General features: G+C 64.5%; 26 protein-coding genes. 12 read left to right on the top strand and 14 right to left on the bottom strand.

Annotation, left to right across the window (positions count from 1 at the left end):
* Positions 1 to 2 precede the first annotated feature (2 nt).
* Genes IVB41_RS28970 through IVB41_RS28980 form a run of 3 tightly spaced genes read right to left on the bottom strand, consistent with a single transcriptional unit; the run spans position 3 to position 4130 of the window.
* Complete coding sequence (locus IVB41_RS28970; protein ID WP_247437500.1) at positions 3 to 215, bottom strand: KTSC domain-containing protein; 213 nt, start codon at positions 213 to 215, stop codon at positions 3 to 5.
* A 50-nt stretch (positions 216 to 265) separates the two neighbouring features.
* A complete protein-coding gene (locus IVB41_RS28975; RefSeq protein WP_247437511.1) occupies positions 266 to 1261 on the bottom strand; it encodes a P1 family peptidase in 996 nt (331 codons plus the stop codon).
* Between the two features lie 58 nt (positions 1262 to 1319).
* The gene (locus tag IVB41_RS28980; RefSeq protein ID WP_247437513.1) at positions 1320 to 4130 is read right to left on the bottom strand and encodes a PAS domain S-box protein; all 2811 of its coding nucleotides are present in this window, start codon (positions 4128 to 4130) and stop codon (positions 1320 to 1322) included.
* Positions 4131 to 4370: 240 nt separating this feature from the next.
* On the opposite strand from IVB41_RS28980, the gene IVB41_RS28985 reads away from it, so the two are divergent.
* Positions 4371 to 4757 carry a response regulator gene (locus tag IVB41_RS28985; protein WP_247437523.1) on the top strand — a complete coding sequence of 129 codons (387 nt, stop codon included), beginning with the start codon at positions 4371 to 4373 and terminating at the stop codon, positions 4755 to 4757.
* Positions 4758 to 4839: 82 nt separating this feature from the next.
* Here the strand turns inward: IVB41_RS28985 and IVB41_RS28990 are convergent, their stop codons facing one another.
* The 5 genes from IVB41_RS28990 to IVB41_RS29010 form a co-directional block, all read right to left on the bottom strand.
* Complete coding sequence (locus IVB41_RS28990; protein ID WP_007602405.1) at positions 4840 to 5958, bottom strand: branched-chain amino acid ABC transporter substrate-binding protein; 1119 nt, start codon at positions 5956 to 5958, stop codon at positions 4840 to 4842.
* Between the two features lie 159 nt (positions 5959 to 6117).
* Entirely contained in the window at positions 6118 to 6858 is a 741-nt protein-coding gene (locus IVB41_RS28995) for an ABC transporter ATP-binding protein (protein WP_247437525.1), read from the bottom strand.
* Entirely contained in the window at positions 6855 to 7688 is an 834-nt protein-coding gene (locus IVB41_RS29000; RefSeq protein ID WP_247287232.1) for an ABC transporter ATP-binding protein, read from the bottom strand. The genes IVB41_RS28995 and IVB41_RS29000 overlap by 4 nt, the downstream gene beginning before the upstream one ends.
* Complete coding sequence (livM, locus tag IVB41_RS29005; protein ID WP_027567705.1) at positions 7685 to 9004, bottom strand: high-affinity branched-chain amino acid ABC transporter permease LivM; 1320 nt, start codon at positions 9002 to 9004, stop codon at positions 7685 to 7687. Before livM ends, IVB41_RS29000 begins: the two co-directional genes overlap by 4 nt.
* Before the next feature lie 11 nt (positions 9005 to 9015).
* Positions 9016 to 9933: an ABC transporter permease subunit gene (locus IVB41_RS29010; RefSeq protein WP_007602412.1), complete on the bottom strand. Its 918-nt coding sequence runs from the start codon at positions 9931 to 9933 to the stop codon at positions 9016 to 9018.
* Between the two features lie 344 nt (positions 9934 to 10277).
* Between IVB41_RS29010 and IVB41_RS29015 the strand changes: the two genes are divergently transcribed.
* On the top strand, positions 10278 to 10814 hold the full coding sequence (locus IVB41_RS29015) for a hypothetical protein (protein ID WP_247437527.1): 537 nt from the start codon (positions 10278 to 10280) through the stop codon (positions 10812 to 10814).
* Here the strand turns inward: IVB41_RS29015 and IVB41_RS29020 are convergent.
* From IVB41_RS29020 to IVB41_RS29030, 3 genes are all read right to left on the bottom strand, one after another.
* Positions 10776 to 11168, bottom strand: a complete 393-nt coding sequence (locus IVB41_RS29020) for a carboxymuconolactone decarboxylase family protein (RefSeq protein WP_027567707.1) — start codon at positions 11166 to 11168, stop codon at positions 10776 to 10778. The genes IVB41_RS29015 and IVB41_RS29020 overlap by 39 nt on opposite strands.
* A gap of 86 nt (positions 11169 to 11254) precedes the next feature.
* Positions 11255 to 12037 carry a 3-oxoadipate enol-lactonase gene (gene pcaD, locus IVB41_RS29025; protein WP_027567708.1) on the bottom strand — a complete coding sequence of 261 codons (783 nt, stop codon included), beginning with the start codon at positions 12035 to 12037 and terminating at the stop codon, positions 11255 to 11257.
* A gap of 36 nt (positions 12038 to 12073) precedes the next feature.
* Positions 12074 to 13429, bottom strand: coding sequence for a 3-carboxy-cis,cis-muconate cycloisomerase (locus tag IVB41_RS29030; RefSeq protein ID WP_247437529.1), 1356 nt, complete (start codon positions 13427 to 13429; stop codon positions 12074 to 12076).
* A 182-nt stretch (positions 13430 to 13611) separates the two neighbouring features.
* Between IVB41_RS29030 and IVB41_RS29035 the strand changes: the two genes are divergently transcribed.
* From IVB41_RS29035 to IVB41_RS29080, 10 genes are all read left to right on the top strand, one after another.
* Positions 13612 to 14058: a carbon monoxide dehydrogenase subunit G gene (locus IVB41_RS29035; RefSeq protein WP_018455582.1), complete on the top strand. Its 447-nt coding sequence runs from the start codon at positions 13612 to 13614 to the stop codon at positions 14056 to 14058.
* A gap of 135 nt (positions 14059 to 14193) precedes the next feature.
* The gene (locus IVB41_RS29040; protein ID WP_007602418.1) at positions 14194 to 14679 is read left to right on the top strand and encodes a (2Fe-2S)-binding protein; all 486 of its coding nucleotides are present in this window, start codon (positions 14194 to 14196) and stop codon (positions 14677 to 14679) included.
* A 33-nt stretch (positions 14680 to 14712) separates the two neighbouring features.
* A complete protein-coding gene (locus IVB41_RS29045; RefSeq protein WP_027567711.1) occupies positions 14713 to 15519 on the top strand; it encodes a xanthine dehydrogenase family protein subunit M in 807 nt (268 codons plus the stop codon).
* Positions 15520 to 15581: 62 nt separating this feature from the next.
* A complete protein-coding gene (locus IVB41_RS29050; protein WP_247287225.1) occupies positions 15582 to 16517 on the top strand; it encodes a MoxR family ATPase in 936 nt (311 codons plus the stop codon).
* Positions 16518 to 16645: 128 nt separating this feature from the next.
* Positions 16646 to 17848 (top strand): VWA domain-containing protein, encoded by a 1203-nt coding sequence (locus IVB41_RS29055; RefSeq protein ID WP_247437531.1) that lies wholly within the window; start codon positions 16646 to 16648, stop codon positions 17846 to 17848.
* 9 nt (positions 17849 to 17857) lie between these two features.
* Positions 17858 to 18181 (top strand): XdhC family protein, encoded by a 324-nt coding sequence (locus tag IVB41_RS29060; protein WP_007602422.1) that lies wholly within the window; start codon positions 17858 to 17860, stop codon positions 18179 to 18181.
* Between the two features lie 2 nt (positions 18182 to 18183).
* Positions 18184 to 18885: an XdhC family protein gene (locus IVB41_RS29065; protein WP_247437533.1), complete on the top strand. Its 702-nt coding sequence runs from the start codon at positions 18184 to 18186 to the stop codon at positions 18883 to 18885.
* Entirely contained in the window at positions 18882 to 20486 is a 1605-nt protein-coding gene (locus IVB41_RS29070; RefSeq protein ID WP_247437535.1) for an NTP transferase domain-containing protein, read from the top strand. The genes IVB41_RS29065 and IVB41_RS29070 overlap by 4 nt, the downstream gene beginning before the upstream one ends.
* A gap of 162 nt (positions 20487 to 20648) precedes the next feature.
* The gene (locus IVB41_RS29075) at positions 20649 to 21038 is read left to right on the top strand and encodes a DUF4189 domain-containing protein (RefSeq protein ID WP_007611990.1); all 390 of its coding nucleotides are present in this window, start codon (positions 20649 to 20651) and stop codon (positions 21036 to 21038) included.
* A 63-nt stretch (positions 21039 to 21101) separates the two neighbouring features.
* Complete coding sequence (locus tag IVB41_RS29080; RefSeq protein ID WP_247362359.1) at positions 21102 to 21512, top strand: DUF2000 family protein; 411 nt, start codon at positions 21102 to 21104, stop codon at positions 21510 to 21512.
* A 43-nt stretch (positions 21513 to 21555) separates the two neighbouring features.
* Here the strand turns inward: IVB41_RS29080 and IVB41_RS29085 are convergent, their stop codons facing one another.
* From IVB41_RS29085 to IVB41_RS29095, 3 genes are read right to left on the bottom strand one after another with little or no spacing between them, the layout of a single operon-like run.
* Positions 21556 to 21969 (bottom strand): GFA family protein, encoded by a 414-nt coding sequence (locus IVB41_RS29085; RefSeq protein WP_247437537.1) that lies wholly within the window; start codon positions 21967 to 21969, stop codon positions 21556 to 21558.
* 11 nt (positions 21970 to 21980) lie between these two features.
* Positions 21981 to 22445 carry an SRPBCC domain-containing protein gene (locus tag IVB41_RS29090; protein ID WP_247437540.1) on the bottom strand — a complete coding sequence of 155 codons (465 nt, stop codon included), beginning with the start codon at positions 22443 to 22445 and terminating at the stop codon, positions 21981 to 21983.
* The gene (locus IVB41_RS29095; protein ID WP_007611986.1) at positions 22442 to 22777 is read right to left on the bottom strand and encodes a helix-turn-helix transcriptional regulator; all 336 of its coding nucleotides are present in this window, start codon (positions 22775 to 22777) and stop codon (positions 22442 to 22444) included. The genes IVB41_RS29090 and IVB41_RS29095 overlap by 4 nt, the downstream gene beginning before the upstream one ends.
* Positions 22778 to 22832: the final 55 nt, after the last annotated feature.

The following is a 22832-nucleotide window of genomic DNA, read 5'->3' on the forward strand; positions in this document are numbered from 1 at the left end:
GGCTAGCCTGCATATTCGCGAGTGATGTCACGGTAGAGATAACGGTCGCGGATTTCGCGGTTGAAGAATGTACCCTTTGAGCGCGCATTCCTGAACGCCGCGGCGACCTCGGGCGGAACGTCCTCGTAGACATAGAGGCGTCCGCTGACGAAAGTCACTTTCAGCTCGCGAGTCTCGGGCGCATAACGGAAAAACCGGATCACGGAAGACGGCATGGCGGTGCACCTTGGCCCGTCAGGGTAACGCCGTGTCAGCCGTTTCGTTTCTAGCCGAACCGATCCTTCCACGCCGGCAGCGCGCCGGCAAACGGCAGGGCCGTCGCATTGTAGACGCCGCGAGCGATCGCGCGTGCGACCACGTTGGCGGCGACGGTTCCCAATTCGGTGAGGCCGACCAGCGGCTCGATCGGCTTCTCGCCCGTTGCGGCGGCGAACAGCACGTCGCCATCGGTTGGGGCATGCACCGGATAAATCGCACGGGCGAACCCGGTATGCGCGATCATCGCAAGCCGCTTGGCCTGGGCCTTGGTCAGCGTGGCATCGGTGACGACGAGGCCGATCGTGGTGTTCTCACGCGCGTTCGCGGCGGGCCCGCCCTTGATACGCATCGCCAGCATGTCCGGCGTGAACGCGGACGGCAGGCCGCGCCCGCCGAACTCGCCGTTCTCCTCGAACGGTGCAGCCCAGAACCAAGGCCCCTCGCCAACGGTTGTGCTGCCGACCGCGTTGACGACGATGATCGCAGCGACCTTGATGCCATTGGCCAGGACCGCGGAGGCCGACCCCAGTCCGCCCTTGAAGGTTGCGGTGGTGGCACCGAGGCCGGCGCCGACGCTGCCCAGCGCGAAATCGTCGCTGGCGGCCAACGCTGCGGCGTAGCCGAGATCGCGATAGGGCGCGAAGCGTCCCCAGGCCTTGTCGCCACCGTTGAGCAGGTCGAAAACGATCGCGCCCGGGACGATCGGAATCACCGCGTCGCGAATCCGCAAGCCGCGGCCTTGTTCGGCGAGCCAGGCCTGGATGCCGCCGCCGGCGTCGATTCCAAAGGCTGAGCCGCCGGACAGCGCAATGGCGTCGACGCGATCGACGGTGCTGGCGAGGTCGAGCAACGCGTCTTCGCGCGTGCCGGGGCCGCCGCCACGAACATCGATGGCCGTAACCGCGGGGGCGTCGAAGATGATCGCGGTCGTGCCAGTGGCAATTTTCGCATCCTCGGCATGGCCGACGCGGACGCCGGCGATATCGGTGAGAAGGTTTTTCAAGGCGGCTCCGCAGGCTGAAAGGCGTCCGCTTCAGCGATATCGCAGGGATGCCGCAGGCTCAACCCGCGAGCGCGGTCCTCAGCATCTTGGCGAGCTCGGACTTGCGGTAGGGCTTTGCCAGCAGCAGCACGCCGGAATCGAGCCGTCCGTGATGGACGATGGCGTTCTCGGTGTAGCCCGAGGTGAACAGCGTCTTCAAGTCGGGGCGGCGGCGAGCCGCCTCGTCGGCGAGCTGGCGTCCGTTCATGTTGCCCGGCATTATGACGTCCGTGAACAGCAGGTCGATGTTCTTGTCGGCGTCGATAATGACGAGGGCCTCGGCCGCGTTGCCGGCTTCGAGGGTGACATAGCCGAGGCTCTTGATCTGGGTCACGACATATTGGCGCACCAGCGCGTCGTCCTCGACGATCAGGATCTTTTCGTGGCCGCCGGTGACGGGCGCGTTCTGGAGCGCCTCGAACTCGGTCTCCTGCACGCCGCTCGAGCGCGGCAGGTAGATCTTCACGCTCGTGCCGTGGCCTTCCTCGCTGTAGATCTTGATGTGTCCGCCGGACTGCTTGACGAAGCCGAACACCATGCTGAGCCCGAGGCCGGTGCCCTTGCCGACCTCCTTGGTGGTGAAGAAGGGATCGAACACCCGGTCCATCAACTCCGGCGGGATTCCGGAGCCGGTGTCGCTGACGGCGATCATGACGTAATTGCCAGCCACCACGTCGGGGTTCATGCTGGCATAGCCGTCGTCAAGAAAGATGTTGCGGGTCTCCAGCACCAGCGTGCCGCCGTTGGGCATGGCATCTCGCGCGTTCAGCGCGAGATTGAGGATCGCGGTGGAAAGCTGGCCCGGATCGATCAGTGCCGGCCACGCATCCTCGGTGAGTTGCGGCATGATGGTGATCTGCTCGCCGAGCGTGGGATGCAGGAGCTTTGCGGCCTCGAGCGTCAATGCGTTGACGTCGATTTCGCGCGGTTGGAGCGGCTGCTTGCGGGCGAAGGCGAGCAGATGCTTGGTCAGTTGCGCGCCACGTTCGGCGGCGTCATCGATTAGCTTGGTGATGGCAGCGAGCTCGGGACGGTCAGCGACCGCGTCCGCCAGAATGCCGATCGTGCCGGTGATGACGGTCAGCACATTGTTGAAGTCGTGCGCGACACCGCCGGTCAATTGACCGATGGAATCCATCTTCTGGACGTGCCTGAACTGCGCCTCGGCGGCCTGCTTCTCGGTGAGGTCGCGACCGATGAAGAAGTGGCGCTTGACCGGATCGGACCAGGTGCCCATCCAGTTCAGCGTGACCTCGTGACCATCGTAGTGGTAGTAGCGCGCCTCGAAGCTGCGCTTGACCGCGCCACGCCGCGCCGCGCGCATCTCGTCGCGCGTCTTCTGGAGGTCATCGGGGTGAATGAACTCGGTGGCGCTGTGCCCGATCATGTCGTCCGGGCTCAAGCCGAGAATCGTCTTCACGCTCGGGCTGACCTGGATGAAATTGCCAAAACCGTCGGTGACCAGGATCAGGTCCTGCGAGGTCTCGAAGATCCGCTCCCGCTCCTCGACCTCGCGGCGCAGTTTTTCTCTTGCCTGCTTCTCTTCCGTGATGTCGTGGGCGATCTTGGAAGCGCCGATGATCTGTCCGTTGGCTGATTTGAGCGGAGAAACATTGAGAACGACGTCGAGCGGCCGACCGTCCTTTCGGATCCGGACCGTTTCATGCTGGGCGATCGTTTCATTGCCGCCGACCCTGTTCAGGATACCCCTGACCTCGGCCTTGCGGTCCTCCGGCACGATGATGTCGATCGGTTGGCCGATGGCCTCCGCGGCGGCATAGCCGAACAGATGTTCGGCGGCCTTGTTCCAGCCCGTGATGACACCGTCGAGGGTCTTCGTAATGATGGCATCATTGGCGGATTCGACGACGGCCCCGTACAGCGCAAGGCGCTTGCCATAGTAGTCGCGATCCAATGCTGACTGCTGGCGCAACCTGCCGACGAGCCCCAGCGTGTGCGCCTGGAGGCGGACATTTTCGATCAAAAGCACTGCGAGCACGAAGGTCGCCGCGCAGAGGCCGTAGACGCGGCCGGCGTAGAAGCCGAGATCGAAGCGCGCGACGTTGACGATCGCCGACAGCGCGATGTCGAACAGCCACGCGCACATCACCACCATGAGCCAGACGTCGATGACCGAATGCGGACGACGGAACCACAGCGAGACCAGCGCGGCAAAGCTCAAGGACCAGACAAAGGCCACCACGCCGATCATGATCTGCGTGTAACGGCCGTCGCGCAGCAGGACCGGAAGCAGGTCGTGCTGGGCAGTGACGATCCAGGTCAAGACGACCATGACCGCGGCGACGCCGACCACGCTGGCGTAGATCGCCTTGCTTGCCGAGCCCGCGATCCGGGCGCCGCCGTCGGCCTCCTTCAGCCAGGCATAGGCCAGCACGCAGAGCGGGAAGCCACCGTGCCAGATCATGTAGAGCCAGACCGTGGTCTGCTGGTTGGCTCCCAGCAGCCCGGTCGGCGAAAAAAGTCCGGGGAAGGTGAGGGCATGGACCACGGCCGCGGCAGCGGTGAACAGATAGCCCGTCGCCAGCACGAGCAGCGCGCGGGTCCTGAGCACCGCAAACTGCGACAACAGCAGGACCGCGGTGACGATGTCCGCGACCACAAGGGCGGATTGATAGCTCGCGACGAAGGCTGGCACGGGCAGCAGCGGGATACCTGCGAAGGGCACGGCCACTGCGAACAGGATCGACGAGACGCCCACGATCGCCAATGCTGCGGTGCGGTCTTTCGGGGTGGCCGGCAACGTCGAAAGGAATGTGCTCCGATCGGTCGGCGCGGACACGTGCAGCTCTCGCAGATCGGTCTTGAGCATCTTCGCCAATCTCATTTGGCCCAATGAATTTCCGTCCATGGTAGCGGGTTCTGGGCACGCATCATGACAAAACCCACCGCGACTCAACCGAAGGTTACAGTTTACTTAATTTTATGGGGAACGCGCACGGGGGCTCGGGTAAGATGCGCTTTACTGGACGGTGCCATAATGCTCTCCCGCTGCTACGGGTTCCAGGTTTGAATCAGGCATTTTGAATTCAGGATCCGGGAGTTGTTCCCTATGCCCCGCGTTCTCATCATCGACGACCAGAAGGACGTCCGTGCGATGGTCGCGATCGTGCTGCGCGTCAACCGTTACGACGTCGTTGAGGCCGATAGCGGCGCAGCCGGGGTGAAAGCCTTCACCGAGACCTGCTTCGACGCGGCAATCGTGGACATTTTCCTTGGCGATACCAGCGGCGTCGAGGTCATCACGACGCTGCGCGAGCTTGCACCGAGTCTTCCGGTCGTTGCGGTGTCGGGGATGACGGCACTGGACTTCATGGAACAATCGTCCCACCTCGCCAATGTGGTCTGCCTGCAAAAGCCGTTTCGGCCGAACGATCTTCTTCAAGCACTAAGGAACGCCCAAGCCGCAGCGGACGGCGCGCTGCCTGCAGCCGTCTGACCCTGACGCAGGAAGAAACGCCCCGGGGCAAGCCGGGGCGCGATGATGATTGGAGGAAGCCTTCAGGCCCCGGCAACCGTGCTTAGGTGCCGTTGCCGCTGATCGCGGCGTAGCCGCCCTTGGCGTCCCATTTGTAGACGACGTAGTCGAGCTGCTTGATGTCGCCCTTGGCGTCATACTCGATCGGCCCGATCACGGTGTCCCACTTGCCGGCCTTGATGGCCGCCATGACCTTCTTGGCATCGGTGGTGCCGGCCTTCTTGGCCGCCTGCGACCAGACCTGCATCGCCGCATAGGTGTAGAGCGTGTAGCCCTCGGGGTCGATGTTCTTGGCCTTGAAGGCCTCGACGATCTTCTTCGCGGTCGGCTTATTGCGCGGATCGGGGCCAAAGGTGAACAGCGTGCCTTCGCCGGCAGGGCCGGTGATGGAGGCATATTCCTTGTCGGCGAGCGCGTCGCCGGCCATCAGCACGGTCTTGAGGCCCTGGTCGCGCATCTGGCGCAGGATCAGGCCGCTCTCCTGATGGTAGCCCCCGACATAGACGAGATCGATGTTGTCGCGCTTCAGCCGCGAGACGATCGCGTTGAAGTCCTTGTCGCCCTTGTTGTAGGACTCGTACATCTTCTCGGTGACGCCGGCCTTGTTGAGCGCCTTCTTGGTCTCGTCCGCAAGACCCTTGCCGTAGGTGGTCTTGTCGTTGAGGATGGCGATATTCTTGCCCTTGTAGTTCTTGGCGATGTACTGGGCGGCGACCAGGCCCTGCTGGTCGTCGCGGCCGCAGACGCGCGCCACGTTCCACAGTCCGCTATCGGTGAACTTCGGATTGGTGGAGGCGGGAGTAATCTGGAGCACGTTGCCGTCGGCATAGGCTTCCGACGCGGGGATCGACGACGACGAGCAATAATGCCCGGCCACGAAGGGGATCTTCGCGCCGGCGATCTTCTCGGCGATCGAGCGCGCCTGCTTCGGGTCGCAGGCGTCGTCCTCGACGGACAGCGCGAGCTTCTTGCCGTTGAGGCCGCCGGCGGCGTTGATGTCGGCTACGGCCATCTCGGCGCCGTTCTTCATCTGGCGGCCGAAAGCGGACTCGCCGCCGGTCATCGGACCTGCGACTGCGACGGTGACATCCTGCGCGAATGCCGCGCTCGACAGCGCGATCGACGCGCCGAATGCCAGACCGATGAGCTTCAGTGATTTCATGAGATACCTCGAGGGTGGTCGCCTGTGGGAGTTACCGGGCATGCCCGGTTCAAACCGGCGCTATTCTTGAATGAATTCGAGGAGAAGTCACCGGCAAAATACGGGCATGGGCAGAGATATCTCGCCACATTCGGCAGCGCGGGTTCGCCCTGGGCGGCCTCAACCGTGCCGGCCGCCTTCCAGGTAGGCGGCGCGAATCTCGGGGCGCTGCAACAACTCGGCGCCGGTCCCGGCCAGCGTGATCAGGCCATTGACCATGACATAGCCGCGATGGGCGAGCTTGAGCGCATGGTTGGCGTTTTGCTCGACGATCAGCACGGTGAGGCCGTCTTGCCGGTTCAGAGTGCGGATCGCATCGAAAATCTGGCGCGCGATCAGCGGCGCCAGACCGAGCGAGGGCTCGTCGAGCAGGAGCAGGCGAGGACGGCTCATCAAGGCGCGGCCGATGGCCAGCATCTGCTGCTCGCCGCCGGACAGGGTTCCGCCACGCTGGGCGTAGCGTTCCTTCAGCCGCGGGAACAGCGTGAACACGCGTTGTAGCGTCGCCTCGCGTTCGGCGTCAGCGCACTCGGTGGCGTCCGCCCCCATCTGGAGATTTTCCGCCACGCTCATGCGCGGGAAGATGCGGCGGCCTTCCGGCGATTGCGCGATGCGCAAATGCGCGATCTCGTGGGTGGGCACTTCGGTGATGTCACGGCCTTCGTACAGGATCTGGCCGGCGCGGGCGCGCGGCTTGCCGAAGATCGTCATCATCAGCGTCGACTTGCCGGCACCGTTGGCGCCGATCAGCGCCACGATCTCGCCGGCAGTGATTTCGAGGTCGACGCCCTTCAGCGCCTCGATCTTGCCGTAGGCGGCGCGAAGGCCGCGGATCGCGAGCAAGGCAGTGGGTGACGTCACGACCCGCTCTCCATCACGGCCGCCGCCTCTTCCTCATCGGTGCCGAGATAGGCGGCGATCACCTTTGGATCGTCGCGAACCTCGCGCGGGGAGCCTTCAGAGATCTTCACGCCGTGGTCCATCACCACGATGTGGTCGGAGATCTCCATCACCACAGACATGTCGTGCTCGATCAGCAGGATCGAGGTGCCGAGCTCGTTGCGGATCGACAGCAGCAGCTCGCTCAGGGCGGCACTCTCGCGCGCGTTGAGGCCGGCTGCGGGTTCGTCCAGGCACAAGAGCGCGGGCTCGGTGCACATCGCACGTGCGATCTCGAGCCGTCGCTGGTCGCCATAGGCAAAATTACCGGCGGCATCGTCGGCGCGATCGAGCAAATTGACCCGCTTGAGCCAATCGGTGGCGAGATCGATCGCGCGCTTCTCGGCCTCGCGGTAGACAGGCGCGCCAATGAGCCCGAGCAAGGTGAAGCCGGAGGCGCGCATCAGCGCGTTGTGCTGCGCCACCATCAGGTTTTCCAGCGCGGTCATGCCGGGGAACAGGCGGATGTTCTGGAAGGTGCGGGCGACCTTGGCCTGCTTGGCGATGCGGAAATCGTTCAGCCGCTCCAGCGCGATCACCTTGCCGTCGTCATGGCTGAGGCGGATGGCGCCGCCGCTCGGCTTGTAGAACCCGGTGATGCAGTTGAACACCGTCGTCTTACCGGCGCCGTTGGGTCCGATCAGCGCGGTGATCTTGTTCCGCTCGGCAGCAAACGACAGGTCCTGCACCGCGACGATGCCGCCGAAGCGCATGGTGAGCCGGTCGACCTCGAGAATCTGGTCGCGGCTCATCCGTGTCCCTCCTTGACGAGGTCGGATGAGATCGCGTGGGCCTTGGTCAGATACACGGTCGGCGCGCGATGGCCGATCAGGCCGCGCGGCCGCCAGATCATGATCAGCACCATGGCCATGCCGAACACCAGCATGCGATAGCTCTCGAGGCTGCGGAACAGCTCGAAACCGCCGATCATGGCGAGCGCGGAGAGCGCAACCCCAAGCTGCGAGCCCATGCCGCCGAGCACGACGATGGCGAGCACCAGCGCCGATTCCTGGAAGGTGAAGGATTCCGGGCTGATGAAGCCCTGGCGAGTCGCGAAGAACGCGCCGGCAAAGCCGCCGAACATCGCACCGGTCGCGAATGCCGTGAGCTTGGTCGTCGTGGTGTTGATACCGAGCGCGCGGCAGGCGACTTCATCCTCGCGCAAAGCTTCCCAGGCGCGGCCGATCGGCAGGCGGCGCAGCCGGATCGTCACCCAGTTGGTGAGCAGCGCGAGCGCCAGGATCAGGTAGAACAGGAAGACGATGCGGTGGGTCGGCGAATATTCGATGCCGAGCCGGGCGGCGAGCCCGTTGTCGCTGTTGTCGAGCGGGATGCCGAAGAAGGAGGGGCGGGGAATGCTGGAGACGCCGTTGGGGCCGCCGGTCAGATCCTGCCAATTGATGATGACGAGGCGGATGATCTCGCCGAAGGCGAGCGTCACGATGGCGAGGTAGTCGCCGCGGAGGCGCAGCACGGGAAAGCCGAGCAGCACGCCCCAGAATGCGGCGAGGACGCCGGCGAGCGGCAGGCAGATCCAGAATGACCAGCCGAAATTGGTCGCAAGCAGCGCGTAGGAATAGGCGCCCACCGCATAGAAGGCGACGTAGCCGAGATCGAGCAGGCCGGCGAGGCCAACCACGACATTCAATCCCCAACCCAGCATGACATAGGTGAGCACGAGGATTGCGAGGTCGAGGATGTACCGCTGGTCATAGAAGATCACGGGCACCAGCAGCGTGAAGATCAGGAGCGCCGGTGCGAGATAGCGGCCGAGGAACGACATTCCGCTCTGCACCGCGGGCGGCACCAGCTTCTCAGCGCCGGTCGGACCGATCCATTGCTTGAGCAGCTCGAGCACGATCGAGCCGCCGAATACCGCGGCGACGAGGGAGGCGACCTCGCCGAAGCGCGTCCAATAGGTGAGCTGGCCGTCGGAACCGGCTTCGGTGCGGACGCCGACCATCAGCGAGAACAGCACCAGCGCGATCAGTGCGTTGACGCAGGCGGTCTTCAGGAGAGCGGGGATGCCCGATGCAGCTTTGGCCGTATTGCTCGAAGGAGTTTTCACGCGCGCGACCGTCAGACTTTTTCGACTTCGGGGCGGCCGAGCAGGCCGGTCGGCATGAAGATCAGCACGACGATCAGGATCGAGAACGCGGCGACGTCCTTGTACTCGACCGAGAAATAGGCCGACCAGAACGTCTCGATCAGCCCGATCGCGAGCCCCCCGAGCATGGCGCCGGGCAGCGAGCCGATGCCGCCGAGTACGGCCGCGGTAAACGCCTTGATGCCGGCGACGAAGCCCATGAAGAAATCGACCAGGCCGTAATAGAGCAGGTACATCAGGCCGGCCACCGCGGCGAGCGCAGCGCCGATCACGAAGGTCATGGAGATGGTGCGGTCGACGTTGACGCCCAGCAGCGCCGCCATGGTCTGGTCCTGCTCGCAGGCGCGCATGTCGCGCCCGAGCCGGGTGCGCGACACCAGCCAGGTGAAGATCGCCAGCAGCACGATGGTGGTGATGACCACCACGATCTGGATGTTGGAGAGCTGGATGACGAATCCATCGGCGCTCTCGTGCAGCGTATATCCGCCGGTGATCACTGGCGGCACTGGCTTCACCCGTGCGCCTTGCGCCACCTGCGAATAGTTGGTCAGCACGAACGACATGCCGATCGCCGACAGCATCGGCGCCAGGCGGAAGGAGTGGCGCAGCGGACGGTAGGCGATGCGCTCGATGGTCCAGCCATACAGGGCGGTGACCGCCATCGAGACCAGGATCACGATCAAAAGGATCACCGGGACCGCAGTCAGGCCGGTCGAGACCAGGAGAAGGAAGGTGATCAGCGCGATGAAGCCGCCGATCATGAAGACATCGCCATGGGCGAAGTTGATCATGCCGACGATGCCGTAGACCATCGTGTAGCCGATCGCGATCAGCCCGTAGATCGAGCCGAGCACGAGGCCGTTGATGAGCTGCTGGGCGAAATAATCCATAGGCTGCCGTACCCAAATCTGACGCGGCTCAAAGGGAGCTCTTCGAGAGAGAGTGCTGGTTTCTTCTCGGGCCCCGGCAGCCCTTAAGCATTCTCGTTTTGTAACAGGAGGGAACTGGCGGCTGCAACCGGCCCTGCCTCCGCATCAAGGCTTTTACAGAGATCATTTGGGGCGCTCCGGTTCCCCGCAATGGCCGGAACCGGCGCCGCCGGCGCCTAATTGGATGCCTGGCGGGAGGCAGTTAAGGTAAACAAAGGGTTTAAATTGCCGCCACAGTCTGATGCGAGTTAGCTCCCGGCAAAGCCTTCCATCGAAGGCGCGGGCCAAACGAAGCGGGAAGCGGCATGTTCGGAAACTGGCGGATCGGTTCGGTCAACGGCGCACTTCTGGCGGCCTATTTCATCCCGGCCTGGACCCTCGTTGCCTTCAACATCATGGTGGCGCCGGTGCACGGCCTCTATGAGCGGCCGAGCGTCGCAGTGGCGCTTTTCCTCAGCGACCATCTCCAGATGGCGGGGATGGACACGGTGCGCGCCGCCTGGCTGCTGGCACTGGGGCGACTGACGGTGGTGGCGTTCCTTGCGATCTACCTTGCGCTGCTCTGCATCCCCCGCATCCGCAAGAACGGCGGCAGCGACGAAGCGCTCGGCATTGCGCTTGCGATCGGCAGCCTGATCTCGTTTGCGAGCATGATCATGGCCTCGAAGGTCGGCGAGATGGCCGCGCTGCGGCTGCACGCCACCGAGCTCCTGCTCCTGCTCGGTGCCGCCATCGTGGTGGTGATCGAACGGCCCGCGGCGGCGCCCAAGATCGTTCAGAGGACCGTCGAGGCCACCCCGCCGCTAGGTCTTGAGCAGGCCGAGCTCCTGCACAATCGCTGAGGCTTCCTTGACGGCGTGGTTCGCCGCCGGCACGCCGCAATAAATCGCCTGCTGCAGCAGGATTTCCTTGATGTCGTCGGGCGTGAATCCGCCCTCGGCGAGGGCTGCGCGCACATGCAGGCGGAATTCGTCCCATTGGCCGAGCGCAACCATGGTGCCGATCACCAGCACCCGCCGCGTGCGCTCGTCGAAATGCGGCCGCGTCCAGATCTCGCCCCAGGCGTAGCGTGTGATCATGTCCTGGAAATCGGTGTTGAATGCATTGCGGCCCGCGATCGACTTGTCGACCCAGGCATTGCCCAGCACTTTTCGGCGCACGTTCATGCCGGCATCGCGGCGTTTCTGGTCGTCCATGCTGTTCTCCTCCTTCGTCATTGCCAGTCTGTCACCGCGGAGGCATTTTCTGGATTGCTTCGCTGCGCTCGCAATGACGGTTGCGACTAACGCTGCGTCAAGAAGCCCACCACTGCGTCGGTGAACGCGTGCGGCTGCTCGACATTGGAAATATGGGCGGCGTCGATGATGGTCATGCTTGCGCCGGGAATGTTTGAGCGGATCAATTCACCCGCCGAAATCGGCGTCGCCATGTCGTGGCGGCCGGCGATCACCAGCGTCGGGCTTTTGATCTTCGGCAGCAGCGCGCGCTGGTCGAGCGTCGACAGCGCTTCGCAGCAGGCGAGATAGCCTTCGACCGGCGAGGCCAGCAGCATCGTCTTCATCCTGGCGCTGATGTCGGGTGCGCGCTCGCGGAAATCCTGGGTGAGCCAGCCGGCAATAACGGCATCGGCGACGGCGGCGATGCCGCCCTTCTTCACGGCATCGATGCGCTCGAGCCATTTGGTCGGCTCGGCATAGTAGCAGGAGGTGTTGGCGAGGATGAGCTTGCCGAAGCGCTCCGGCGCGTTCGCGCCCAGCCATTGCCCGACCATGCCGCCCATCGACAGGCCGCACCAGTGCACTTTCTCGATATTGAGGTCGTCGAGGATCGCGAGCACGTCGCGGCCGAAGCGCTCCATCGTATAGGGGCCGGGCGGAACGTTGGACTTGCCGTGGCCGCGGCGGTCGTAGCGGATGACGCGGAATATCTGCGTCAGCGCCTTCATCTGCGGCTCCCACATCTGCAGCGTGCAGCCGAGCGAGTTCGACAGCATCAGCGTCGGCCCGCCGTCGCGGCCCTCGACGGAGACGTTGATCAGGCAACCGTCGGCATCGATCATGGGCATGCTGGCGTCTCCGTTTTATGTCCGCTCAAGGCTGCTCTATTCGCGTTCGAGGCTGTCGAGCAGGCGGTCGATCAGGGCTTGGGAAGCGCCTTGATAGGCCATCGGCTCGAACAACGCCGCAATTTTTTCCTGCGAAAGATACGCAGTGACCTGCGAATCGGCTGCGAGCACCTCGCGCAGATGCTTCTTCTCGGCGACCGCGCGCTTGCTCGCGGCCTCGATCAGATGATGCGCATCGCTCTTGCCGATCTTGTCGGCCAGCGCAAAGGTGACCGCTTCCGCCATGATCAGCCCGTGCGTCGCATCGAGATTGCTGCGCATGCGCGCGGCATCGACATCGAGACCCTCGGCGATGTCGACGATGGCGGCAAGCGCGCCGGAGGTGACCAGCATTAATTGCGGCAGCGTCGGCCATTCCGCGTGCCAGGGACCGGCGCTGCGTTCGTGGTCCTGCACCTGTGCGGCAAAAATCGTCGCTGCGAGCTGAGGCGCCATGGTCGCGCAGCCCAGCGCACTTGCGGCCGCGACCGGGTTCCGCTTGTGCGGCATGGTCGAGGAGCCGCCGCGGCCTTCGCCGGCAGGCTCGAACGCTTCGCCGACATCGGTCTGCATCAGCAGCGAGACGTCGCGCGCGATCTTGCCGCAGCTGCCGGCGAGAATCGCAAAGCTCGATGCGGCTTCCGCGATGCGGTCGCGATGGGTGTGCCAGGGCGCTTCGGGCAGCAGCAGGTTCAGCTCCCGCGCCAGCTGTTCGGAGACCACGAGCCCCTTGTCGCCGAGTGCTGCAAGCGTGCCGGCCGCGCCGCCGAATTGCAGTGCGAGGCCCTCGCGGGAGAGCCGCCTCAAGCGGCAGCGGGCGCGGGCGAGGCTTGCGGCGTATTCGGCAGCCTTCAGGCCGAACGGCATCGGCAGCGCGTGCTGGAGCCAGGTCCGCGCCACCATCGCCGTGTTGCGATGAGTGCGCGCCAGTGCGGCAAAGCCCTTGATGGCGCGGCTGAGATCGGCGTCCAACGCATCGATGCCGGCGCGAAGCGTGAGCATGGTCGCGGTGTCGATGACGTCCTGGCTGGTCGCGCCCCAATGCACGTAGCGGGCGGCCTCTGCGTCGGCCCTGCCGACATTGGCGGTCAGCGTCTTGACCAGGGGGATCGCGAGATTGCCGGATCGCGTCGCGGCCTCGGCCAGCGCAGCCATGTCAAAGGTATCGGCCTTGCATGCGGCTTCGATCGGGCCCACCGCGGACGCGGGAATCACACCGGTGGCGGCCTCGGCTCGGGCCAGGGCTGCCTCGAAATCGAGCATGTTCTGGAGGGTCGACCGGTCGTCGCAGACCGCGCGCATGGCCACGCTCGACAGCATCGGCGCGAGCAGGGGGGAGAGGGATGTGCTCATATTATGCGGACCTAACCACCATGGCCCGCCTGTGCCAATCCCAAACCGGCGGCGCAAGCTTTTTGCAGTTGCGAATATGCATTGCCCGTGACCGGAGGCCACCCTTTCTTTTGCCGCCTCCGTGCGGTACTTGAGCAGCATTAAAGTTGCACGATCCAAGTTCGGTATCCGGGAGGCACCCAATGGCCATGACGATGAACGGCGAAGTCCAGCTTGCGGCGCCGCGCGAGGCCGTGTGGGCCAAGCTCAACGATGCCGAGGTGCTGAAGGCCTGCATCCCCGGCTGCGAGGAGCTGGAGAAGACCGACGATGGCGGCTTTCGTGCGACGGCGAAAATGAAGGTCGGTCCGGTGTCGGCGCGCTTCAAGGGCAAGGTCACGCTGTCCGATCTCGACCCGCCGAACGGCTACAAGATCTCCGGCGAAGGCGAGGGCGGGGTGGCCGGCTTCGCCAAGGGTGGCGCCGTGGTCAAGCTTGCGGAGAAGGACGGCGGCACGCTTTTGTCCTACGAGGTCGAGGCACAGATCGGCGGCAAGTTGGCGCAGCTCGGCCAGCGCCTGATCAACGGCGCCGCCAAGAAACTGGCCGACGAATTTTTCGCGAACTTCGCCAAGGCGGTACAGGGCTGAACGCTATCGCCTTTCGGCATGGCGCCTTGCATTCCCGGTGATGTTGCCCCGGGGCATAATGGCCCATATGATGGGTTGGAATAATTATAAGAACCGCTTCGACGGGACCCGTCGGGGCGCTGATAGAGAGTGCTTATGGCAAAAATCTCCCTCATCGTGAACGGCAATCCTGTTACGGCCAATGTCGATCCCCGCACCCTGCTGGTGCAGTTCCTGCGCGAGAATCTGCGGCTCACCGGCACCCATGTCGGCTGCGACACCTCGCAGTGCGGCGCCTGCGTCGTGCATCTGGACGGCAAGGCCGTGAAGTCCTGCACCACGCTCGCCGTGATGGCCGACGGCCACGAGGTCAAGACGATCGAGGGGTTGGCCGCCGACGGCGCGCCGCTGCATCCGATGCAGGAGGCCTTCCGCGAACACCATGGCCTGCAGTGCGGCTTCTGCACGCCCGGCATGATCATGACCGCGATCGACATCGTCCATCGGAAGGGCAACGAGCTCGACGACCACACCATCCGCGAGGAGCTGGAAGGCAATCTCTGCCGGTGCACCGGCTACCAGAACATCGTCACCTCGATCTCCGCCGGCGCCAAGGCGATGGCGAAATCCGATCTCGCGTAAACCTCGCGCGCACTCTGCGATCAGGACATTCAGATGTACGACTTCAAATATCATCGCCCCGGGACCGTTCGGCAGGCCGCCAACATCCTGGTCAAGAACGAAGACGCCAAGGTGATCGCCGGCGGCCATACGCTGATTCCCGTCATGAAGCAGCGCCTCGCCAGCCCGCCGCATCTGGTCGACCTCTCCCATATCGATGGGCTCAACACGATCGAGATGAAGGGCCGCGCGCTTGTGATCGGCGCCACCGCCAGGCATGCCGAGGTCGCAAGCTCGGCCATCGTCGGCGAGGCGATCCCGGCGCTCGCGAATCTTGCCAGCCAGATCGGCGATCCCGCCGTGCGCCACAAGGGCACGATCGGCGGCTCACTCGCCAACAACGACCCCACGGCGGACTATCCGGCTGCAGTGCTCGCGCTCGGCGCCACCATCGTCACGAACAAGCGCCGCCTTAAGGCGGAAGAGTTTTTCCAGGGCCTGTTCACGACGGCGCTCGAAGCCGACGAGATCATCACCAAGGTGATGTTCCCGCTGCCGAAGAAGGCGGCCTATATCAAATTCCGCAACCAGGCCTCGCGTTACGCGCTGGTCGGCGTGTTCGTGGCGCGGCGTCCCTCCGACGTGCGGGTCGCGGTCACCGGCGCCGGCTCCGAAGGCGTATTCCGTGTCACCGCGTTCGAGGAAGCCCTGAAGAAGCGCTTCGCCGCGAAAGCGCTTGACGGCATCGAGGTGCCGGCGGACGGCCTCAACAGCGACATCCATGGCAGCGCCGAATACCGCGCGCACCTCATCGGCGTGCTGACGCGGCGTGCCCTCGACGCCGCCAACGCCAAGGAGTGAGTGATCCTCACGCCTCGGCCCAAACTTGTCCCCGGTGAGGGCGTAGCGAGACTGGCTTTTTCATGACCTCAGCGGCCAATACGTCCGGTGCCAATACTTCAGTTGTATTGCCGGCATCGGTCGATTCGATGCTCGAACTCCTGACGTCGCGCGGCTATCTCGCCGAGCGATCGCTGGCCACGGTGACCTATCTGTCGCTGCGCATGGGCCGGCCGCTGTTTCTGGAAGGCGAGGCCGGCGTCGGCAAGACCGAGATCGCAAAAGTGCTGTCGGCGGCCCTGGGGCGGAAGCTGATCCGCCTGCAGTGTTACGAAGGCCTCGACGTCTCCTCGGCGGTCTACGAGTGGAATAGCGCCGCGCAGATGATCGCGATCCGGATGGCCGAGGCCGCCGGAGATACCGATCGCGATCAATTGTCGTCCGACATTTTCGCCGATCGCTACATGATCAAGCGACCGCTGCTCCAGGCGCTCGAGCCTGACGTCGCCGGGCCGCCGGTGCTGCTGATCGACGAGCTCGACCGCGCCGACGAGGCGTTCGAGGCCTATCTGCTCGAAATCCTCAGCGACTTCCAGGTGACGATCCCCGAATTCGGCACCGTGAAGGCGCCGAGCCCGCCGATCGTCATCATCACCTCCAACCGCACCCGCGAGATCCACGACGCGCTGAAGCGGCGTTGTCTCTACCACTGGGTCGATTATCCCGACGCCGACCGCGAGCTCGCGATCGTCAAGTCGCGCGTGCCCGGCATCTCCGCAAAATTGTCGCAGCAGGTCGTGCGCTTCGTCCAGGCACTGCGCAATCAGGATTTCTACAAGTCGCCGGGCGTCGCCGAGACCATCGATTGGGCCACCGCGCTGTCGGAGCTCGACGCCCGCTCGCTGACCCCGCAAGTGGTCGGCGACACGCTGGGCGCGCTGCTCAAATACCAGGACGACATCACGCGGATGCAGGGCGACACCTTGCAGAAGGTACTGAAGGACGCGACGAGCGACTAACTTGTCATTCCGGGGCGCGCGAAGCGCGAACCCGAAATCCATTGGGCCGCAGAGTGAGTAGATTGAATGGATTCCCGACTCGCGCCCATGAGGGCGCGCCCCGGAATGACGGCTGAGAGTGATGAACCATGGCCATCAACCACCTTGCGCCTGAGCAGACCGAGCAGTTCGCCGACAACATCGTCGGCTTTGCCCGCGCGCTGCGTTTGGCGGGCATGCCGGTCGGGCCGGGTGCGGTCATCGATGCCATGAGCGCGCTCCAGGTGATCGACATCGGCAACCGCGCCGACGTCTTCACCACGTTGGAGGCGATCTTCGTCAAGCGCCACGAGCATGCGCTGATCTTCAAACAGGCTTTCAACCTGTTCTTCCGCGCGTCGGAAGAGTGGAAGCACATGCTGGATTCGGTGCCGTTGCCGGAGCAGGCCAAGAAGAAGCCGCAGGCCGGCTCGCGCCGTGTGCAGGAGGCGATGTCGCAGCCGCGCATGACGGAGACGCCGCAGCACCAGGAGCAGGATTTGCGTCTGTCGGTCTCGGACAAGGAAATCCTTCAGAAAAAGGATTTTGCGCAGATGAGCGCCGCCGAGATCAACGAAGCGCTCCGCGCCGTCGAGCGGATGCGGTTGCCGCAGGCCGAGCTTCTGACGCGCCGGCACCGGCCCGATCCCCGGGGCCTGCGCCTCGATCTCCGCCGAACGCTGCGCGCCTCGTTACGCACGGGCGGCGACATCATCGACATCCATCGCCTCGGGCGGATCGAGAAACCGGCGCCGATCGTCGCGCTGCTCGACATCTCGGGTTCGATGAGCGAGTACACCCGCCTGTTCCTGCATTTCCTGCATGCCATAGGGGACGCGCGAAAACGTGTCTCGGTCTTCCTGTTCGGCACTCGCCTCACCAACGTGACCCGGGCGCTGCGCCAGCGCGACCCCGACGAGGCGCTGGCGAGCTGCTCGGCCTCGGTCGAGGACTGGGCCGGCGGCACGCGGATCTCGGCCTCCCTGCACAATTTCAACAAATTGTGGGCGCGGCGCGTGCTGAGCCAGGGCGCCATCGTGCTGCTGATCTCCGACGGCCTGGAGCGGGAGGCCGATTCCAAGCTCGCCTTCGAGATGGACCGGCTGCACCGTTCCTGCCGGCGGCTGATCTGGCTCAACCCGCTGCTGCGGTTTGGTGGCTTCGAGGCCAAGGCCCAGGGCATCAAAATGATGCTGCCGCACGTTGACGAATTCCGCCCCGTACATAATTTGAGCTCGATCCAGGAGCTGATCACCACGCTCTCCCGGCCGCTGCCGCCGCATCACCGCAGCTTGATCCGCTCCGCAGCCTGAGAGGTAGCCATGCTCGATCGCGACGAGGATATTCTGAAGGCGGCGGAGGACTGGCAGAAGGCCGGCCGTGGCGTCGCGCTCGCCACCGTGGTGGAGACCTGGGGCTCGGCACCGCGCCCGGCGGGCTCGAGCCTCGTCATCAATGACGAGGGCACGTTCCTGGGGTCCGTTTCCGGCGGTTGCGTCGAGGGCGCCGTGGTCACCGAGGCCATGGATGTGATCCAGAGCGGCAAGCCCAGGATGCTGGAGTTTGGCGTTGCCGACGAGACTGCCTGGAATGTCGGGCTGTCCTGCGGCGGCACCATCCGCGTCTTCGTCGAGAAGGTCGGCTAGCCGTGAAGCTCGCAATCCTGCACGAACTCAATGCCGAGCGCGCCGCGCGCCGCCCGGTGATTCTGGTGACGGACACCGAGAGTGGTGAGCAGCGCCTGGTGAAGGCCGAGGACTTCAGTAAGGATCCTTTCCGCGCCGAGCTGGACAAGCAGCTCCGCATGGGCAAGAGCGCCAGTGTGGAGGCCGGCGGCAAGAAGCTCTTCCTCAACGTCTATGCGCCGACCGCAAAGCTCGTCATCGTCGGCGCTGTCCATATCAGTCAGGCGCTGGCGCCGCTGGCGCGCTCGCTCGGCTACGACGTCACCGTGGTTGATCCGCGCACGGCCTTTGCGAGCCCCGAGCGCTTCCCCGACGTTCCCTTGGTCGCGGAATGGCCTGACACGGCGCTGCCGCCACTCAACGTCGATGCCTACACCGCTTTCGTCGCGGTGACGCACGATCCAAAGATCGACGATCCCGCGCTGCTGCACGCCTTCGAGCGCAACTGCTTCTATATCGGCGCACTCGGCTCGCGGAAGACGCACGCCAAGCGCGGCGACCGGCTGCGGGCGCAGGGCGCCAAGGACAGCGACATCGCGCGCATCCATGCGCCCATCGGGCTTGCGATCGGCGCGGTCTCGCCGTCCGAGATCGCGGTGTCGATCATGGCCGAGATCACGGCGGTGCTTCGCCTGCCGCCCAAAGAAAAAGAAGAACCCGCATGAAATTTGGCCCGGCGAGTCCCAGGGATGCGATCGGCGGGGTGACCGTCCACACCCTGCGCCAGGGACCGCTGGTGCTGAAGAAGGGCACGACGATCGGCCCTGCCGAGGTCGAGGCGCTGGAGCGCGCCGGCATCAAGGACATTGTGGTGGTGCGGATGGAGGCGGGCGATGTCTCCGAGGATATCGCTGCCGCCAGCATCGCACTTGCCGTCGGTGGCGATGGCATTCATGTCGAGCGTGCCTTTACCGGTCGCGCCAATCTGTTCGCCGCGCGCCCGGGCGTGCTGGTGATCGATCGCGCCGCAGTGGACCGCATCAACAATATCGACGAGGCCATTACCTTTGCCACGCTCTCCGCCTTCAAGCCGGTAGTCGAGGGCGAGATGGTCGGCACCGTCAAGATCATCCCGTTCGGCGTCGAAGGAAACTTGCGCGATGCCGCGGTGAAGGCCGCGGGTCGCGACGTTCTGAAGATCGCGCCTTACGTCATCAAGCGTGTCGGCGTGGTCTCGACGCTGTTGCCGGGCCTGTCCTCCAAGGTGATCGACAAGACGTTGCGCGTCACCGCCGAGCGGCTTGCGCCAGCCGGCGCTGGCATCATCGCCGAGCGGCGGGTCCCCCATGAGGAGCAGGCGCTGTCGGCTGCGATCAACGAACTGCTGGAACTTGGCGCCGAGCTCGTGATCGTGTTCGGGGCATCCGCGATCGCCGATCGCCGCGACGTGATCCCTGCGGCCGTGACCGCCATCGGCGGCGAGATCGAGCATTTCGGCATGCCGGTCGATCCCGGCAATCTTTTGCTGATTGCCCGGGCCGGCACCGTTCCTGTGCTGGGAGCGCCCGGCTGCGCGCGCTCGCCGGTCGAGAACGGCTTTGACTGGGTGCTGATGCGGCTGCTGGCTGGCATCAAGGTGACACGGTCCGAGCTGATGGGCATGGGCGTCGGCGGCCTCCTGATGGAGATCGTCACGCGTCCGCAGCCGCGCGCAAAACCGGAGATCGAGGGCAACAACCAGGTCGCGGTTATCGTGCTCGCGGCGGGCCGTTCGACCCGGATGGGTGGGCCGAACAAGCTACTGGCCGAGCTCGACGGCAAGAAGCTGGTGCGGATTGCGACCGAGCAGGCGCTGGCCTCGAAAGCATCGGAGGTCATCGTGGTCACCGGCCATCAGACCGAGCTGATCGAGCAAGCCTTGCAAGGCCTGAAGGTGCGTTTCGTCAAAAATCCGGATTTTGCCGGCGGCATCGCAAGCTCGGTCAAGGCCGGTATCGCGGCCGTTCCAGAAGCTTGCGACGGCGCTGTGGTCTGCCTCGGCGACATGCCGCTGATCGATGCCGGCCTGATCGACCGTCTCATCGACGCGTTCGCACCGGACCGCGGCAATCTCATCGTCGTGCCCGTCAGCGAAGGCCGCCGCGGCAATCCCGTGCTGTGGTCGCGCCGCTTCTTCACGGAGTTGATGACGCTCGATGGCGATGTCGGCGCGCGCCATCTGATCGCCAAGCACACCGAGGCGGTCGCCGAAGTGCCGGTCGACGGCGAGAGCGCCTTCCTCGACATCGACACGCCGCAGGCGTTGGAAGCGGCAAGACGCGGGTGACGCTGCGGTATGGTGGGCAAAGGCGCGTAGCGCCATGCCCACCATTCCCCAGACTGCGATCTGAAATTGGTGGCACGCCTCAATTTCAACGCCCCGTTCACCATCTGGAAACGACCGGCGCTTACAGTCCACTTCACCTGCCTTGGGGGGAGGGGTTTTTCCATGGCTTCGAACGTCGTCGCGCGCCGTTGCGCGATGTTTTTCTTTGCGCTGTCCGTCTGCGTCGCGGGCGCTCGCCATATCACCGATGCGCACGCCGCCGGTGCATTTGCGGTCGGCAAGTGCGGCGCCTATGGCCAAGCGTTTGATTATGGCGCCGAGCACGAAGCGCGTGCGGCGGCGCAGAAGCAGTGCAAGGGCGATTGCACGACCGTGACCATGAAGCGCGCTTGCGCCGCGATGTCGGTCGATCTGTCCAATCCCTGCGGCGCCTATGGCTATGCCGTCAAGCCGAAGATCTCGGCCACGCTCAATGCCGCGACGCGCGAATGTTACAAATATGGCGGCAAGGAATGCGTGATCCGCGCCTGGGCCTGCGACGCAAAGGGTTGATTCCTGTTGCCGTCATTCCGATGTTGCGTAGCATCGAGTCCGGAATGACAGTTGGGGAATTCAATGCAATTCGACACTAAAATCGCGGTTGTGATCCGCACTGATCTTCAGCCCTGGCAGAAGCTCAACGTTGCCTCGTTCCTGACCAGCGGCATCGCGGCTGCGTTTCCCGACTGCATCGGCGAGCCCTATGAGGACGCGTCGGGCACGAAATATCACGCGCTGATCGGACAGCCGATCCTGATCTATGGCGCCGACGGTCCCGCATTGACGCGCGCGCTCGATCGGGCCCTGACGCGCAGCGTCAAGCCGGCGGTCTACACCGAGGACATGTTCAAGACCACGCATGATGCCGCCAATCGCGAGGCGGTGAGGGCAGTGGCGCGCCCTGACCTCAACCTCGTTGGACTTGCGATGCGCGCCGAGCGCAAGGTGATCGACAAGATCGTTGATGGGCTGAAGTTTCATAGTTGACGTGAATGCGCGCGGTCTTGCGCGCGCTTCCACTTGCGATGCCTTACCCCGGCGGCATGCCAGCGAATTTCGGCAGGTCCGGGTCAAGACGATCCCAGTCATGTCCGCGCGCGGCAAAAGTGACCGCCTGCGGCTTGTAGCGGGCGGGCTCGTCGAGGCTTGCGGCGCGGATCGTAAAGACGTCGGGCTGTGCCGCGAAGGTCATGTACACAGGCACGCCGCACTGCGTGCAGAAACCGCGCGTCTTCACGTTGCCGCTGTTGGCGACCATGGTCCAATGCTTCGCCTCGCCGGTAAGCGTGACGCCGGCGCGCGCGAAGGTTACGTAGGAGCCGTGGCCGCTGCCGCTTTCGCGCTGGCAGTCCCGGCATTGGCAGTGATTGCTGAACAGGGGCTCACTCGCGATCGAATAGCGGATCGCGCCGCAGGCGCAGCCGCCGGTAAAGGGCTTGGTCATGCGATAACTCCTTACTTGTCTTCGCCGCTGATCTCGTCGAGCTGGCGAACGACCTTCTTCCAGCCGCCGCTCATGCCCGTGTAGGCCGACTCGTTCCTGGGGATGACGAAGCCCGCATGAACCAGACGGATCCGCGTGCCGGCCTCGACCGGGGTGAGGGACCACGTCACGACAGTGTCGAGCGGCGCGCCGTAGCCGGTGTTGCGCTCATCGCCGCCCTTCCAGGCGTAGACGAGGCGCCGGTTCGGCATGACTTCAAGGACGCGACAATGGATGACGCCATCCCAGGCGCCGCCCGGCGTGGTCTGGTAGGTGAAAGTGTTGCCTTCGACGGCCTCGAAACCGGTCGGCGGCATCAGCCAGCGCGCGATGAGCTGGGCGCTGGTCAGCGCCTTCCAGATCGTCTCCGGCGCGTGAGGGAGCACCTCGTCGAGGACGATGTCTTTTGTCTCGGCTTTCAATTCAAGAGCACTCACGGATCGATCTCCTTCAAGAGGTCACGCAGGTTCTGGAAGCGCTCGCGCCAGAACACGCCGTAATGGTCCATCCAGGAGACCAGCGGTTCGAGGCCTTGCGGCGCGGCACGGTAATAGACGTTGCGGCCCTCGGCACGCTCGGCGACGAGGCCGGCCTGCTTCAGGGACTTCAAGTGTTGCGAGATCGCGCCTTGCGTCACGCCGCTTCCGCGCGTGAGCTCGGCGACGCTGATCTCCTTGCTCTCGAAGACGCGCTCGAACACCGCGCGCCGGGTCGGATCGGCGAGGGCGCGCATCACGGTGGTGACGGGATTTGGGGCGGCTTCGATCATGAGAATTAGATTAGTACCCACTAATGAATTAGTAAAGGCTAATTTATTGGCCTGG

It is taken from the genome of Bradyrhizobium sp. 44 (genome assembly GCF_023073095.1).
GTDB lineage: Bacteria > Pseudomonadota > Alphaproteobacteria > Rhizobiales > Xanthobacteraceae > Bradyrhizobium.